Annotated in this window: 15 protein-coding genes; 10 read left to right on the forward strand and 5 right to left on the reverse strand. The window is 67.9% G+C overall.

Annotation, left to right across the window (positions count from 1 at the left end; all coding sequences use genetic code 11):
- Both AC1DZQ_RS16105 and AC1DZQ_RS16110 read left to right on the forward strand, forming a co-directional pair.
- On the forward strand, nt 1–591 hold a 591-nt coding region (locus AC1DZQ_RS16105; protein ID WP_476964446.1), incomplete at its 5' end, for an HNH endonuclease.
- A gap of 252 nt (nt 592–843) precedes the next feature.
- Entirely contained in the window at nt 844–1227 is a 384-nt protein-coding gene (locus AC1DZQ_RS16110; RefSeq protein WP_476964447.1) for a VOC family protein, read from the forward strand.
- A 122-nt stretch (nt 1228–1349) separates the two neighbouring features.
- Here the strand turns inward: AC1DZQ_RS16110 and AC1DZQ_RS16115 are convergent, their stop codons facing one another.
- Nucleotides 1350–3872, reverse strand: a complete 2523-nt coding sequence (locus tag AC1DZQ_RS16115) for a DNA gyrase/topoisomerase IV subunit A (protein ID WP_476964448.1) — start codon at nt 3870–3872, stop codon at nt 1350–1352.
- A 67-nt stretch (nt 3873–3939) separates the two neighbouring features.
- Between AC1DZQ_RS16115 and AC1DZQ_RS16120 the strand changes: the two genes are divergently transcribed.
- The 3 genes from AC1DZQ_RS16120 to AC1DZQ_RS16130 all read left to right on the forward strand — a co-directional run bounded on the left by AC1DZQ_RS16120 (nt 3940) and on the right by AC1DZQ_RS16130 (nt 8773).
- Nucleotides 3940–6651: a bifunctional acetate--CoA ligase family protein/GNAT family N-acetyltransferase gene (locus AC1DZQ_RS16120; protein WP_476964449.1), complete on the forward strand. Its 2712-nt coding sequence runs from the start codon at nt 3940–3942 to the stop codon at nt 6649–6651.
- 81 nt (nt 6652–6732) lie between these two features.
- On the forward strand, nt 6733–7476 hold the full coding sequence (locus AC1DZQ_RS16125) for a DUF5998 family protein (protein WP_476964450.1): 744 nt from the start codon (nt 6733–6735) through the stop codon (nt 7474–7476).
- 1 nt (nt 7477) lies between these two features.
- Nucleotides 7478–8773, forward strand: a complete 1296-nt coding sequence (locus AC1DZQ_RS16130) for an alkaline phosphatase family protein (RefSeq protein ID WP_476964451.1) — start codon at nt 7478–7480, stop codon at nt 8771–8773.
- A 44-nt stretch (nt 8774–8817) separates the two neighbouring features.
- On the opposite strand, the gene sepH is transcribed toward AC1DZQ_RS16130, so the two are convergent.
- A complete protein-coding gene (gene sepH, locus AC1DZQ_RS16135) occupies nt 8818–10245 on the reverse strand; it encodes a septation protein SepH (protein WP_476964452.1) in 1428 nt (475 codons plus the stop codon).
- Between the two features lie 323 nt (nt 10246–10568).
- On the opposite strand from sepH, the gene AC1DZQ_RS16140 reads away from it, so the two are divergent.
- Nucleotides 10569–10868: a DUF4193 domain-containing protein gene (locus tag AC1DZQ_RS16140; RefSeq protein WP_018772415.1), complete on the forward strand. Its 300-nt coding sequence runs from the start codon at nt 10569–10571 to the stop codon at nt 10866–10868.
- Between the two features lie 91 nt (nt 10869–10959).
- On the opposite strand, the gene AC1DZQ_RS16145 is transcribed toward AC1DZQ_RS16140, so the two are convergent.
- Nucleotides 10960–11445 (reverse strand): DUF3093 domain-containing protein, encoded by a 486-nt coding sequence (locus AC1DZQ_RS16145; RefSeq protein ID WP_476964453.1) that lies wholly within the window; start codon nt 11443–11445, stop codon nt 10960–10962.
- A gap of 143 nt (nt 11446–11588) precedes the next feature.
- Here AC1DZQ_RS16145 and dut point away from each other — a divergent pair, with 143 nt between their 5' ends.
- From dut to AC1DZQ_RS16165, 4 genes are all read left to right on the forward strand, one after another.
- Nucleotides 11589–12107 (forward strand): dUTP diphosphatase, encoded by a 519-nt coding sequence (gene dut, locus AC1DZQ_RS16150; protein WP_476964454.1) that lies wholly within the window; start codon nt 11589–11591, stop codon nt 12105–12107.
- Between the two features lie 258 nt (nt 12108–12365).
- Nucleotides 12366–13097 carry a DUF3710 domain-containing protein gene (locus tag AC1DZQ_RS16155; protein WP_476964455.1) on the forward strand — a complete coding sequence of 244 codons (732 nt, stop codon included), beginning with the start codon at nt 12366–12368 and terminating at the stop codon, nt 13095–13097.
- Complete coding sequence (locus AC1DZQ_RS16160; RefSeq protein WP_476964456.1) at nt 13090–13545, forward strand: hypothetical protein; 456 nt, start codon at nt 13090–13092, stop codon at nt 13543–13545. The genes AC1DZQ_RS16155 and AC1DZQ_RS16160 overlap by 8 nt, the downstream gene beginning before the upstream one ends.
- Nucleotides 13542–14372: a DUF3159 domain-containing protein gene (locus AC1DZQ_RS16165; protein ID WP_476964457.1), complete on the forward strand. Its 831-nt coding sequence runs from the start codon at nt 13542–13544 to the stop codon at nt 14370–14372. The genes AC1DZQ_RS16160 and AC1DZQ_RS16165 overlap by 4 nt, the downstream gene beginning before the upstream one ends.
- 80 nt (nt 14373–14452) lie before the next feature.
- Here AC1DZQ_RS16165 and AC1DZQ_RS16170 read toward each other — a convergent pair whose 3' ends face one another.
- Nucleotides 14453–15196 (reverse strand): potassium channel family protein, encoded by a 744-nt coding sequence (locus AC1DZQ_RS16170; RefSeq protein ID WP_476964458.1) that lies wholly within the window; start codon nt 15194–15196, stop codon nt 14453–14455.
- Nucleotides 15197–15868 (reverse strand): potassium channel family protein, encoded by a 672-nt coding sequence (locus tag AC1DZQ_RS16175; RefSeq protein ID WP_079553719.1) that lies wholly within the window; start codon nt 15866–15868, stop codon nt 15197–15199. It abuts the gene before it with no gap.
- Nucleotides 15869–15874 lie beyond the last annotated feature (6 nt).

Consider the following 15874-nt stretch of genomic DNA (forward strand, 5'->3'; position numbering starts at 1 on the left):
GCGCTGGCAACCGGAGGGCTGCCCGCCGCCGGCGGACTCCGGCCGCAGGTCATGGCCACCATCGACTACCGAGACCTGCTCACCCGGCTTCACGAGACCACCGGCGCCACAGCAACCACCGGAGAGCCCGGGACAGGAACCGGGACGATGCTGTTCACCGGTCCCGTAACCGCCGACACCGTCCGCAAGATCGCGTGCGACGCCGACATCATCCCGGTGGTCCTCGGCGGCGAGGGGCAGGTTTTGGATGTCGGACGGGCCTCACGTGTCTTTCCGCCCCACATCCGCAAGGCCCTCACCGCCCGGGACCGGGGCTGCGCCTTCCCTGGCTGCACGATTCCGGCGCCGTGGTGCGAGGCGCACCACATCACCTACTGGTCCCGCGGCGGGACCACCGGGACCGAGAACGGAACCCTGCTCTGCAGCCATCACCACCACCTGATCCACAAGGAACACTGGACCATCCAAATGCGGGCCGGCACACCCTGGTTCATCCCGCCACCCCACCTCGACCCCGCCCAGACGCCCCGACGCAACCGCTATTTCCAGCCCGCAGATCCCGTGGCCACCGCGCGACAAGGCGCCGCATGACAGTGCGTCTCGTGGCCAGGGCGGGGGCGACCGCCCCGTCGCAGCTACACGGCGGCTCCACGACGGCAGCTATGTCGCAACCACCGCGCTCGGCATAAACGCGCCGGAATAAAAGTGAGCATGGCAGTGCGGAACAAAGTGCCGGCCATGCCGCCGCCGGCCCCGAAAATCAGCGTTGCAGTTTCTCAGGTACGTGGGGCACATGGAGGAGTATTATTCCTTCCGGGGGGCGGGCCTGGAAAGAGAATAGCCATGCTCAAGGACAAGCAAGTCGGCGCAGTGCTACCGGCAGCAGACATCACCCGTGCACGGAATTTCTACCGCGATAAGCTCGGGCTCGAACCCGAAAACGCGGACGCCGAGGACAACCTGCAGTACAAATGCGGCGGAGGTTCCGCGTTCCTCCTGTACCAGACGCCCAATGCCGGAACGGCCAAAAACACGCAGATCGGCTGGATGGTCGATGACCTGCCGGGCGCCGTTGCCGAACTCCGCGCCAACGGAGTCGTTTTCGAGGAATACGATTTCCCGGGCCTAAAAACCGAGGGCGGCATCGCCACCACTCCGGACGGAAGCTCGGCCGCGTGGTTCCTGGACACGGAGGGCAACATCCTGACCCTCGTTCACATGCCCTAGCGCCAGCCCACTGGATACGGGCAAGACCTTTCCCGGACTGAGGTCGCCGGAGACAAGGGCCGATCACGAAGCCCGGCCGGAGCGCGAATACGCCGCCGGCCGTGCTTCGTACGTCCGCGGTTCTACGTGTCGTTGCCGGCTTCCGGTTCCTCTGACCACGCCATGCTGGGTCCAATCGCGTCGATCGCCTGGGACAACGGAATTCCGGAGCCGTCGCGGCGGCCATGCTCGCCGGGGAGTGAGCGCGCCACGCCGGCCAGGGAGGAAGCCTTGGCCGGACCGTGGCCGGCCCAGCCGAGGAGCAGCGTGTCCTCGCCCTTGAGGAAGCGGTGCGCCCGCACCCCGGCAGTCGCCCGGCCCTTGATGGGGTACTCGGCCAGGGCGGTGACCTTCGCGGCGCCGGGGGCTGTTCCCGGTAGGGCGCCCTCCGTCCCCGCGATGGTCACGACGACGGCGGCGGCGTCAGCGGAGCTGGCGGTCCCGAAGAACATCACCCGGTCTTCGGCGGCCAGCTTGATCCCGGCCATGCCGCCCGCAGTCCGGCCCTGCGGGCGGACGGCGGAGGCACTGAAGCGCAGCAGCTGGGCCTGGCGGGTGATGAAGACAAGGTCGTCGTCGTCGGACCCGGCGGGCGCAACGCCCACCACGGTGTCCTTGTCCTTGAGCGCGATGGCTTCCCAGTCTTCGCGGTTCAACGGATAGTCCGGCTGCACCCGCTTGACCACGCCCTGGGCGGTTCCGATCGCAAGGACCTGGTCCAGCGGCGCGAAGGCCACCAGCGACTCGCCCTTGAGGAGCGTGATGAAATCCTTGGCCGCCACCCCGCCGGCCATGTTCGGTGTGCCCGAGGTTGGCGGCAGCACGGGCATGTCCATGACCTGCAGGCGCAACATGCGGCCCTGCGAGGTCACGGCCGCTATCTCGCCGCGGGCAGTGGTTTTGACTACGGAGGAGAATACGTCATGCCGGGTCCGCGGGCCGGCCTCGGCCAGGCTGTCCTGGTTGGCGGTGCGGGCGATCTGCCCGGACACGGTGAGGATGGCCCAGCAAGGATCGTCCGCGATCTCAAGGGCCAGCGGTGCGGCCTTGCCCTTGGCCCCGGTGGCTGCGCCCACTGCGGCTGCCACAGTGGGGGAGACGGCCTCGGATTCCAGCAGCACGGTCCGGCGCGGTGTGCCGTACTTCTCCGCGATTTCGCCGAGTTCGTCCGACACCAGGGCACGGAGCAGCACGGGGGAGCCCAGGATCGCCTCAAGCTCCGCGATCTCCCGGCGGAGCTCCTCCTGCTCCTTCTCCAGCTCGACCCGCGAATATTTGGTCAGCTGCCGCAGCCGCAGTTCCAGGATGTAGTTCGCCTGGATCTCGGAGAGATCGTAAATGGACATCAGCCGGGTCCGGGCCGCGGCGACCTCGTCGGAGGACCGGATGATCTGGATGACCTCGTCAATGTCCACGATCGCGACCAGGAGGCCCTCGACCAGGTGCAGGCGGTCCTTCTTCTTGCCCAGCCGGAAGGCCGTGCGGCGCCGGACCACATTGATCCGGTGGTCTACATAGACCGAGAGCAGCTGGAGCAGCCCGAGGGTCTGCGGCTGGCCGTCGACCAGCGTGACGTTGTTGATGCCGAAGGAGTCTTCCATCGGGGTGTAGCGGTAGAGCTGCTGGAGCACGGCGGTGGGATTGAAGCCGTTCTTGAGCTCAATGACCAGCCGGAGGCCATGCTTGCGGTCCGTGAGGTCCACGACGTCGCTGATGCCGGTGAGCTTCTTGCCGTTGACGGCGTCCTTGATTTTCTCGATCACCTTCTCCGGGCCCACCATGTACGGCAGTTCCGTGACCACCAGACCGGTGCGGCGGGCAGAGAGCTGCTCGATGTCCACCTTTGCCCGGGTCTTGAAGGAACCGCGGCCCGTGGCGTAGGCGTCGCGGATGCCGTCCAGGCCCACGATCCGGCCGCCGGTGGGCAGATCCGGGCCCGGGACGAACCTCATGATGTCCTCAAGCGTGGCGTCCGGGTTGTCGATCAGATGCCGGGCGGCGGCAATGACCTCCACAAGGTTGTGCGGGGCCATATTGGTGGCCATGCCGACGGCGATGCCCGTGGCGCCGTTGACCAGGAGGTTGGGGAACGCGGCCGGCAGCACGTCCGGCTGGGTCAGCTGGTTGTCGTAGTTTGGAACGAAGTCGACGACGTCCTCGTCGAGGTGGTCCGTGAGGGTCAGGGCCGCGGCGGCCAGCCGGGCCTCGGTGTAGCGGGGTGCGGCGGGGCCGTCGTCGAGCGAGCCGAAGTTCCCGTGTCCGTCGATCAGCGGCAGCCGCAGGGAGAAGTCCTGGGCCATGCGGACCATGGCGTCGTAGATCGCGGCGTCGCCGTGCGGGTGCAGCTTGCCCATGACCTCGCCCACCACGCGGGCGCTCTTGACGTGACCGCGGTCAGGGCGCAGCCCCATGTCGGACATCATGTAGAGAATGCGCCGCTGCACGGGCTTCAGTCCATCGCGGGCGTCGGGGAGGGCCCGCGAGTAGATCACCGAATAGGCATATTCGAGGAATGAGCCTTCCATCTCGGACGTGACATCGATATCGACGATGTTCTCGATGAAATCCTGGCTGGGTTCCGGGGGCGTGGTTTGGCGGCGTGCCATAAGGCTGGTGGATCCTTCTGAGGGGTGCTGAACGGGTACTGCGTAAGTTTATGACTAGGCTAAGCCTATGGTGGATCAGCCGGCGGACGGCGTATATCCGGAATATTGGGAAGCCGATGTTGTCCTGCGCGACGGCGGCACAGCGCATGTGCGCCCCATCCACCCCTCCGATGCAGATGCAGTCCAAGCCTTTCACGTGGGCCAGTCCCAGAAGTCCATCTACATGCGCTTCTTCGCCTTCAAGTCCAAGCTTTCCAGCAAGGAACTCAAGCGGTTCACCGAAGTGGACTACAGGGACCGGGTGGCCCTGGTCATCACGATCGGCGGCGAAATCATGGGCATCGGCCGTTACGACCGGCTCGATGACCCGGCGGACGCCGAGGTCGCCTTCAACATCGCCGACGCCCACCAGGGCCGCGGCATCGGTTCGATCCTGCTCGAACACCTCGCCGCCGCCGCCCGCGAGAACGGGATCCGCAAGTTCAGCGCCGAAGTGCTCCCGGAGAACCGCAAGATGCTCATGGTCTTCTCCGACGCCGGCTACGACGTCAAACGGCACTTCGACGACGGCGTGGTCAGCCTCGAATTCAACATCGACCCCACCGACAAGTCCCGGGCCGTGATGGAATCCCGCGAGCACCGCGCCGAGGCCCGCAGCATCCAGGAACTGCTCGCCCCGGCCTCCGTGGCCGTGATCGGAGCCAGCCGCAAATGGGGCACGGTGGGCTACCAGCTCCTCGAGCACGTTATCGAAGGCGGGTTCGGCGGCACGGTCTATGCGATCAACCCGGAGGCCCTGGAACTCGCCGGCATGCTCTCCTTCGCCCGGCTCTCCGAGGTCCCCGGCCCGGTCACCCTCGCCATCATCGCGGTCCCGTACGACGAGGTTCCCAAGGTGGTCCAGGAATGCGCCGCCGCCGGGGTCAAGGGCATCGTGGTGGCCACCGCGGGGTACGCGGACGACGGCGAACGCGGCCTGGCACGCCAGCGCGAACTGGTGCGGCAGGCCCGGGAAAACGGCATGCGCGTGATCGGCCCGGCGTCGCTTGGCATCGTCAACACCAACCCGGCCGTGTCCCTCAACGCCTCGATGGCACCGGCACTGGCCCGCCGCGGCGGCCTGGGGCTGTTCAGCCAGTCGGCCGCGATCGGCGTCTCCCTCTACGCGGCCTCCAGCCGGCGCCGGGTAGGCATCTCGACCTTCCTCTCCGCCGGCAACCGCGCCGACGTCTCCGGTAACGACATGATGCAGTACTGGGAGGACGACGCCGACACCACGGCGGTGGGCCTCTACCTGGAATCGATCGGCAACCCGCGCAAGTTCTCCCGCCTGGCCCGCCGCCTGGCCCGCACCAAGCCCGTGATTGTGGCCAAGTCCGACGCCATGGGCCTGAACCTGCCGCCCGGGCACGCCGTTCGCACCACCCAGGCTCCCTCGGAAGCGCTGGACGCCATGATGCGGCAGGCCGGCGTAATCCGGGTGGAGACCATCGAAGAGCTCATGGACGTCGCCCAGATCGTCTCAAGCCAGCCGCTGCCCGCGGGTCCCGGAATCGCCGTCTTCAGCAACTCGCGCGCCCTTGGCAAGGTGGTCGCGGACAGTGCCGCCCGCCAGGGACTCGGCGTGGAACGGATCGTTGCCGACGTTGAMCTCGACGCGGGCATGTCCCGGGCGTTGCCGGCCCTGCGGCGGAGCCTGCAGGAAACCTTGACAGCGGACACGGTGCACGCCGCGGTGGTCGCGCTGCTTCCTGCGCGCGGTCTCACCGTCGAAAAGATCGCCGGCGTGCTGGCCGAGTGCTCCGCGGCGGCCGGCAAACCGGTGGTCGCCGCCTTTAGCGGAATCCTTGATCCCTCCATCTACGTGGAGGGCATGGTCGGCGCGGAACCGGAGCAGCCAAACCAGCCCGCGGCCGCCCCGCCGGTTCCGTGCTACTCCAACCCGGGTGCGGCGGTGGCGGCCTTGGCCGCCGTCGTGCGTTACGCGCAGTGGCTGGACCGGGATCAAGGCCTGTTCGTGGAACCCGAAGGCTGCCACCCGGAGGCTGCCCGGGCAGACCTGGAGCGGCTGCTGCACAATGTGGGCGGCGAGCAGCTCGTCCGGCTGGACCAGGACACGGCCGCGCGGCTGCTGGGCCACTACGGCATCCGGCTGGTCCCGTCCGTCGGGTTCGAGACGGCGGAAGAGGCCGTGACAGCGGCCGGGCAACTCGGCTGGCCCGTCGCACTGAAGACCACGGACCCGGCGCTGCGGCACCGGCTGGACCTCGGCGGCGTGCGGCTGGACATCCAGGACGCCGATTCGCTGCGGCGCAACGTGCTGCAGATGCGCAAGTCGCTCGAGCGGTACGGCTCCCCGTCACTCGAAGTGCAGACCATGGTTCCCGTGGGGCAGGCCTGCACGTTCCGTGCCATCGAGGACCCGCTGCTGGGGCCTGTGATCTCCTTCGGCCTGGCCGGCGACGCCGTGAACCTGCTCGATGACTGGGCCCACCGCGTGCCGCCGCTCTCCGGTTCCGATGTCCACGACTTCATGCGGGCGCCCCGGGCGTCGCGGAAACTCTTCGGGTATCAGGGCCTGCCCGCCGTCGACGTCACCGCACTCGAAGACCTCGCCGCCCGCCTCACCAGGCTGAAGGACAACCATCCCGAGATCGCGCTGGTGCACTTCAATCCCGTCCTCGCCGGGCCCGACGGCGCCTCGATCCTTGCCGCCGACGTCCGGATCGCAAACGCCGCCCAGCGGACAGACAGTGCGCGCCGGGCAATGCGCAGTTAGGCCCCGCTGCTGCCGGGCTGTGGCCCGCGTCCGGGGCCGGGCAGTTAGCAAGTCCCCAGCCGATCTGTGAAAATGGAGACTATGAGCTCCCAGCCTCCAGCACCCAAGCCCCTGGCGACCGCCCCCGCACGCCAGACCGCGCACCACCACGGCCTCCATGACCACAGTGCGCAGGGCCAGAGCCTGGAAGGTGCCCTCCAGCAGGCCGGTTTCTACCCCCGGCTCGTGGCCGACGTCGTCGCCGATGCACTGGACGGCCGCGACTGCGTGGCCCACCTCGTGCACCTCGAGACCCACTTCGATCGCGCCGAAGTCCGCCGCCACATCACCGTCCTGGTGTTGACCGAAGACATGCTGGTCATCACCCATGTCGATGACCAGCAGCTCGACGAGGCCGGGGAGCAGACCGTCGCCCAAGTGTCCACCGAGTCCGTCCCCGTCACCCAGATCCGCTCGGTGGTCCTGAGCTACGTCTACGCCCAGCCGCAGGACTACAAGCCCTCCGACCCGGTCCGGGAGCTGACGCTGTCCATCGCGTGGTCCGGTGGCCAGCGCCTCGACATGGGTCCGGCCAGCTGCGGGGACCCGCAGTGCGAGGCCGATCACGGCTACAGCGGCACCATTGCGCAGGAAGACATCGTCCTGCGCATCAGCGCCGAAGCGGACGGCCTGCAGGCAGTGCAGGACGCCAAGCTCTTCGCCCGCGCCCTGCGTGCAGTGAACACCGGCTCCGCGGCGCCGGTCCCGCACAACGGGCCCGGGCTGCCGCCCCGGCCGCGGATGGGCGTGTTCGGAAACCGCCTCAGCCGCGGCCACCAGCGCTGACATGGCCCATTTCCGTCAGCCTGAGCCCGCCGAAGATCAGCTGCCAGTTCCGGTTCTAAGTGCCTCCCCGGCCGCCGCCGGTGTCGCCCCGCCCGCCCCGCTGGCCGCCGGCGTCGGTCCGTCTGCGCTCCCGCCTGCCCCGGCATTCGGACACCGTTCCATCGCCGAGGTACTCACCAGCGCCGCGGCCAGCCTGGGCGTCCCGGGATTCGAGAACAAACTGAATCTTCCGCCCGCCAAACGCGTGTGTGTGGTGCTGGCGGACGGGCTGGGCCGGAACCTGTTGAAGCAGAAGATCGCCCACACCCCGTTCCTGCGCGCGGTCATGCAGGCCGGCCAGGGCCAGGTGCCCGTGACGCTGGACTCAGCGTTCCCGTCCACCACCGCGGCATCCCTCGCCAGCTTTGGCACCGGACTGTCGGCGGGCCGGCACGGCATGGTGGGCTATGACGTCCTGGATCCGGATCAGGACCGGGTAGTGAACATGCTGGGCAACTGGGACGCCGGCGTGGATCCGCGGACGTGGCAGCCGTTCCGCACCGTTTTCGAACGGGCTGCGGAGCACGTCGATGTCACGACCGTCAGCCTGCCGCAGTTCAGCACCTCGGCCATGACCGAGGCCGCGCTCCGCGGGGGCCGCTTCATCACCGGAACCACGTCGCACGCCCGGACCGAAGCGGCCGCCGAGGCCATGGCCGGCGCGGGACCCTCGCTGATGTACTTCTATGTCAATGAGCTCGACAAGGCCGGGCACCGCCACGGCTGCCAGTCACCCCAGTGGGAGCACCAGCTCGAAGAACTCGATGCCACGGTGCGGCGGCTCAACGCCACCCTGCCGGCCGCCACCACCGTGCTGCTGACGGCGGACCACGGCATGGTGGATGTGCCCGAGTCGCAGCGGATCGACTACTCCGCGGAGCCGGCACTGCTCGCCGGCGTGCGGCACACCGCTGGAGAGCCGCGGATGGTCCACCTCTACCTCGAGGATGGAACGGACGACGCCGCCCGCGCCCGCCTGCTGGCAAACTGGCGATCCCGCTTCGGCGACAGAATCTGGGCCTTCACCCGTGAGGAGGCGATCGCGGGCGGGCTGTTCGGTGACGTGCGGGCCGAAGCCGCCCGGCGGATCGGCGACGTCATGATCGCGGCCCGGGACGCGCTGGCGCTCTACGACACACGCCGGGTCCGGCCCACAGCCCTGGAGGTCGTGGGCCAGCACGGTTCCCTGACGAAAGCCGAGCGGGAAGTCCCGCTGCTCTACTTCCAGGCCGACGGTAAGAAGGCGCCCCGCGGCTGACGCCCGGGTATGAAGTCCATGCCTGAAATCCGGGCCTGGGACTTCTATTGGTCGTTGCGGGTTCCGAAGACGATTTCGTCCCAGCTCGGAACGCTGGACCGCTTCGGCTTGGCCGGCTGGCGCTCCGGCTGCTCGGTGCCGCCGTCGGTACGGGGAGCGGCGTGGGACTCGCGGTGCTGACGCCGGGACGTTCCGCCGCCGATCAATTCATCCAGGCCCGGGCTTGCCGTCGGGCCGCTCTTACTGGCCGGGCGCAGTTGCGAGGCCGCGATGGTGACTTCCCGGGTCTCGGTGCTGACGCCGTCGTGCAGTTTCAGGGCATCGTCCTCCTCCTGGAGGCGCGGTGCGAGGGTCAGCCGCGAGAGCATCGACGGCCGGCCATCGCGCCGTCGGGTGAAGGGGTCGGTTTCCGCCGGGGTGGCCGCCTCCACTGCCGGAACCTCCGGCAGCCCTGGGTTGATTGCGGCCGGGTCGGTTTCGGCAGAGACGGGAGCGTTGTCCGCAGCGAATTCGGGGATGGAATCCGGTTCCGTCGCTTGCGGGCCCTCGGGCGCCTCGGGCGCCTCTGCCGGCCGGGGGTGGGCCGCGGGGACACCGTTGGTCAGGAGCGTGGCAAGGGCGTCGTCCGCGTCCTCGTCTACCCCGATCCGATGGCCGCGGCGGGAACGCAGCATGTCCAGCAGCCCGTCGGCGTCCTGTTCCTGGTGGATCCTGTCCTGCTGAAGCAGCATCTGGTGAATAATGCTGTGCTGGCCGGTCGCTGTGCGGGCCGCGGCCTCGGCATCGGTTTCAAAGTCGAAGGGCCGGTCGGAGACGGCCGTGAGGCGCCGCGTCGGAACGGGGCCTTCGAGCGGCTCCAGTTCGCTCAGCTGCTGGGCCCAGCGGTTGGCGTTTTGCAGGGTCTTCCGGGCGGGATGAAAGGTCCACAGGGCCGGCGGTTCCTCGCCGATTCCGGCCGGCCCGCCGGGCTTGGGTTCGAAGCGGGCCACCACGTTCCAGCTGCCGTCGGGACGGCGCCAGGAATCCCACTCCAGTGTTGAGGGTTCGACGCCGTAGGCCCTGAGGCGGTGCTCGACCATGTCGCTGAGCGACGCCGGGCTTTCACCGAACACAGACCGGTAGGCGTCGTGGCCCGGGGCGGGGGAGGCCACCTCCACCTTGCGGGCCTGCTGGGCGATGTATTCGCGTTCGGCCAGGACCGGGCCCTCATAGCGCTGGACTTTCTCCAGCGGAATTCCGGACAGTTCCGCCACTTCGGCGGCGGTGGCTCCGTTGCGAATCCTGGTTTGGATGTCGCGCGGAGACATGGCAATAGGAGGTGCGGCCGCGCTGGACGCGGTCTTCGCCGACATCCGGCTGGCTGCCACCCGTAGTGCTTCATCGATCGGCAGCTGGAACATCTCGCCGCCGGTGCCACTCAACAGGAGATGCTCTCCGTCGTCGTGGACACCTACAAGCCGTAGATCCTGCATACAAATCCTCCACCCTGGCATTACTAACAATCGAAACTCTGCCACCAGCGGGATGCATTTCGGGTTAGGACGGCAGGCGCGCCGTGATTTTCCGCGACTTTACGCCGGTTTTGGCCGGTCCGCGGGAAAGATCGTGGGGTGCAGACCGGCGGGCTCTGGCATTCGGGAGGCGCTTAAGCAAAAATGACCCGACACCGGGCACAAAAACCGCATGTCCGGCGTTACATCGGTGAACCGCTCCCGGAGCCCAGGGTTACCATCCCGGCGGGCCAGCCTGGAACGGCGAATCAATCGAACGAAATGCGGAGTGTGAGCAACAAATAATGGCGACTGATTACGATGCGCCGCGTAAGACCGAAGAAGACCTCAGTGAGGATTCGATTGAGGCTCTGAAGGCGCGGCGTACGGAGAAGCCTTCCGCCGTGGTGGATGAAGATGAGTCCGACCTTGCCGAAGGCTACGAACTTCCCGGCGCTGACTTGTCCGGGGAGGAACTGCTGGTTCGCGTCCTGCCCGCCCAGGCGGACGAATTCACGTGTGCCTCCTGCTTCCTCGTCCGCCACCGTTCGCAGATTGCCCGCGAAAAGGACGGCCTCAAGTACTGCAAGGATTGCGAGGGCTAGGCACGCGGCAGCCTTGGTCAGGATCCCGGATCCCGGACCTCGCGTTGAGGACGCGGGCGCGGTGAGGAACCGTGGAGGAGGCGGTGAGGAATTAGGCGTTGAGCGCGGCGATCAGTTGCTCGGGGTGGCGGGTGGAAGTGAGCCAGTACGGGGTGCGGTCCGAGGCGTCCTCGATCTGGATCCGGACCACCGGATCCACCCAGCCGCGGATACACAGGAACGCCAGCCCGTTGAGCCGCGTGCCCCGTTCCGCCGTCGCTTCCTTGCCCCGGAACGCCGTGGCCTTGCCCAGGAACCCGCGTTCAATCGTGGCCTTGCCCACCGTCAGAGTGGTCCTGGTGACGGTGATTGATGGCGTGGACAGCACCAGCAGCACGGAGATGACGACGAACAGCACGATCGCGGCGGTAATGCCGGCCCAGATGCTGATGGGCGCCAGCATGAGGATCCCTGCGCTGGAGAACAACGCCGACACCAGCCAGATCCAGAGGTTTGGCCAAAGCTTCTCGGCGTAAAGGACAGTGGAGTCGCTCGGGGCGTTCTTCGGGGCAGGCGCGGCTGCGCTGGATTCGGGCATAAGCACAGCTTTTCATCTTTCCCGGGCTATTTCATCTCGGCCTCAACCCGGCGCAAAACCGGCATCAACTCCGCGGGCGGCGTGCGCGGGCAGGCCGGCGGCGGCTAGGACGATGTTCCTTGCGGGCGTTAGAGTGAGGGACTGTGACTGAAGAAAACACCGCCGTCGCCAGTGCCGCATCGATGGCCAGCGACGCAGCCTACGGAACGCCCACCTTGACGGTACAGCTGAAAATGCTCGACGACGGGCTCGAGCCGCCGTCGTACGCGCACCCGGGCGACGCCGGCGCCGACCTTCGCGCCCGCGAGGACGTCGTCCTCGCACCGGGGGAACGACGGCTCGTCCCGACAGGCGTCTCGATTGCGCTCCCGGACGGTTTCGTTGCGCTGATCCACCCCCGGTCCGGCCTCGCCACGAAGCACGGACTCACCGTGGTGAACGCTCCCGGCACGGTGGACGCCGGCTACCGCGGGGAAATCGCGGTGACACTGCTCAATACTGACCGGGACGAGGCGATTGAGCTCCGCCGCGGCGATAGAATTGCACAGATGGTCATTCAGCGCGTGGAGTACGCCAGGTTCCTTCCGGTCGAGGAACTCGACGGCTCGGTCCGCGGCGGGGGAGGCTTCGGCTCCACCGGCGGTTTCGGCGGACCGGCCTGAGCGCAGGTCACGGCAAGGCCACGGGAGCCAATCGGGTTCTGCAGTGCCTGCGGTACTGCAGTCCCGCAGGCACTGCGGCACATAGACACTGAGACATATAGGTACTGAAGCAATAGGCATGACGGCAACACAGGCGCTGAGACATGATCAGCGATGCAGGGAATAAGGAGCCGGCCGCAGGGTAGCGGGCGGCCGCGCGGGCAGGTGCCAGGACGGCGCCGGGCGGCGGCACAGGATCACAACTGAAGGAGACACCCCATGGTTTTTGGGCGCGGCAGGAAAGCCAAACAGGAGCAGCCGACAGAGCCGGGCGAGGCCACGGAAGCTGCTATTGACGCCGCCGCGACGCCGGCCGGGAACGTTGCCGAAACCGCCGGCCGGGCCGCGACGGGCCCCCTCGACGTCTCTGAAATCGACGACCAGGACGGGTACGTGGACCTCGGTGCGCTGCTGATCGCACCCCGCGAGGGCCTCCAGCTCCGCCTGGAAGTTGAAGAGGCGAGCCAGCGCGTCGTCGCCGTCACCATGGATCTGGAGGGCTCGAGCCTTCAGCTGCAGGCCTTCGCCGCCCCCCGCTCCGAGGGCCTGTGGGATGAAATCCGTGAGCAGATCGGCCAGTCGGTCGGCAGCCAGGGCGGCCAGGTCGAGGAGGTCGAGGGCAGCTTCGGCACCGAGCTCGTGGCGAAGCTTCCCGCAGGCGGTGCGGACGGCAGCCAGGGGTACCGCGTGGCGCGCTTCATCGGCGTCGATGGGCCGCGCTGGTTCCTGCGCGGAGTCTTCGGCGGCGAGGCGGCACTCGACCGCGACGCCGCGGCCGGGCTGGAAGGGCTATTCCGGAAGATCGTCGTGGTTCGCGGCGAGAACCCCATGCCGCCGCGTGATTTGCTGCAGCTGCGCCTGCCCAAGGACACCGCGGCTGCACCGTCGCCGCAGCCGGCCCCCGACTTCGAACAGCCCGAACGCGGACCGGAGATAACCCAGATTGGCTGATGCCGCCGGCAGGAAAGCCACCGCCACCATGTCCGTCCGGGACTTGCCGGACCGCGGGCGGGTGCTGTGCCACGGCTTCATCGAGTCCGTCACGTACGTGCCCGCCAACCAGGTGGCATCCTTCATTGCGATCCTGATCGATCACGACACGCCCGCGCCCGTCACCCGCTTCCCGGGTCTGGGTGCCAAAGCCGGCCCCGGTGCCGGAGCGACCAGCAGCCTGCCGGCCAACGGGGTATCCACACACCGGGTGCGCCCCGGCGCCCAGCGCCAGCGGCCGGCCGGACCCAAGGAGCGGCTGCGCGTCGTATGGCTGGGCCGGCGCCGGATCCCCGGTGTCGACGCCGGAACAGAGCTCCGGCTCGAGGGCATGGTCACCATGCGCGACGGGCTGCCCACGATCTTCAATCCCCGCTACGAAATACTCTCCCGCCAGGAGGAGCAATGACCCTGCCCGAACACCCCGAGCGGGCCCCCCAGCGGGAAGACACGGACACCGGCCAGCAGGAGCCGGGGGAAACAGTGGACGGCAGCCCGGACATTTCCGCACCCGCAGCTTCCCAGCCCACCGCCACCCAGCCCGTGACTTCGCAGCCCACCGTCGCCCAGCTTGCCGGGGACTATGCGGCCAAGGCCGGCCTGCACCGGTCGAGCAACGGCAACATCGACGTGCTTAAAAGCGCCGGCGGCATCCAGGGCATCGCCGAGAGCATCCTGCCGGGCCTGGTCTTCCTGATTGCCTTCACCATCGACCGGGAAAACCCGGCCATGGCCGTCACGGCCTCCCTGGCGGTGGCCGCCGCCTTCACCGTCGCACGGCTTCTCCAGCGCAAACCGCTGACGCAGGCGCTGGCGGGCTTCATCGGCGTCGGTCTCTCCGCCTGGCTGGCCACCTCGACCGGCAAGGCGGAGAACTTCTACGTCCTGGGGTTCTTCACCAACCTCGGCTACATCCTGGCCATGTCCATTTCCGTGTTCGTGCGCTGGCCGATCGCCGGCTTGCTCTTCGGCTTCATCCGCAACGAGGGCCTGGAATGGCGCAAGGACCCGAAACGGGTCAGGGCGTACAGCATTGGCACCTGGGTGATAGTTGCCGTGCTGGTCCTGCGGCTCGTAGTGCAGGTTCCGCTGTACTTCATGGGGGAGCAGGGCCTCGCCGCCCTCGCCACCACCAGGCTCCTCATGGGCGCCCCGCTGTACATCCTCGGCATCTGGATTGCCTGGCTGATCACCCGGCCGGCCCCGGTGCCCGCCGCGGCCAAAGAGGTCAACTGACCTGATGCGCTATCAATAATGGCCGTTCCCAAGCCTTGGGAACGGCCATTACTGATAGCGCATCTTTAGTTCAAAACGGGTCAGCCGTCGAAGCCGTCGTCCCCGGCCGGCTGGGTGCCGTGGCCATGCTGGTCCGAGGTCACCGGGTGCTGATCTTCGAGCGGGGATTCGGGGGCCAGCAGGGCGCGGAGGTCGTCCTCGGCCGCGATCGTGGTGACAAAGAACAGTTCGTCGCCGCCGTCGATCACGTCGTCGCGGCTCGGTGTGATGGGCGCCTGGTCCCGCAGGATCGCGACGAGCGTGGAGTCCTCGGGCCACTGGACATCGCCCACGGTCAGCCCGATCACGTGCGAGTCGTGCGGGACCGTGAACTCCACCAGTGAAGACACCCCGGTCTGCAGCGTCAGCAGCCGGACCAGGTCACCGATCTCCACCGCCTCCTCCACCAGGGCGGTCATGAGCTGCGGGGTGTTGACCGCGACGTCGACGCCCCACGAATCGTCGAACATCCAGTCGTTCTTGGGGTTGTTGACCCGGCCGACGGTACGCCCGACGCCGAATTCCGTCTTGGCCAGCAGCGAGACCACCAGGTTGACCTTGTCGTCACCGGTGGCGGAGACCACGACGTCGGCGTCCTCGAGTTTGGCGTCCTGCAGCGTGCTCAGCTCGCAGGCATCACCCACCAGCCAGTGGGCGCCGCGCAGCCCGCTCCGGCCGATGACCTCCGGCTTCTCGTCGATCAGCAGGATTTCGTGCTTGTGGGCCAACAGCTCGCGGGCGATCGAGGAACCGACGCTTCCGGCACCGACGATGACGACTTTCACTTAAGACTCCTTGGCGGGGGATTTGGCGAGAATGTGGCCGATCTCGGAGCTCCGGTCCACGTTCAGCATGGCGTGGACAGTGTCGCCGTCCTGATAGGACGTGGCGGCAGCGGGCAGCATGCCCTCGCCGAACCGGGTCAGATACGCGATCCGGATACCGGCCGCCTTCTCGATCGACGAGATCGGGTGCCCGATCCAGTCGGGGTTGAGGTCAACCTCGGCGAGGACCAGCCGGCCCGAGGGCTCCCGGAAGTCGCCGGCAATGTGCTGTTCGGGCAGGATCCGGCGCAGCACCTGGTCGGCGCTCCAGCGGACCGCGGCGACCGTGGGAATGCCGAGGCGCTGGTAGATTTCGGCCCGGCCCGGGTCATAGATCCTGGCCACCACATGGGGAACATGGAAAGTCTCCCGCGCCACCCGGGTGGCGAGAATGTTGGAGTTGTCACCGCTGGACACGGCCGCGAAGGCATAGGCTTCCTCGACGCCGGCCCGCTTCATCGTCTCGCGGTCAAACCCGACCCCCGTGACCTTCCGTCCGGAAAATCCTGTGCGGAGCCGCCGGAAGGCACGGTCATCCTGGTCGATGATGGCCACCGAATGCCCGGCGTCCTCGAGCGTGTGTGCCAGGGTTGCCCCGACACGGCCACAACCCATGATCACGAAGTGCGCCACATGGGC

It is taken from the genome of Arthrobacter sp. P1_C12_2, from assembly GCF_056406415.1.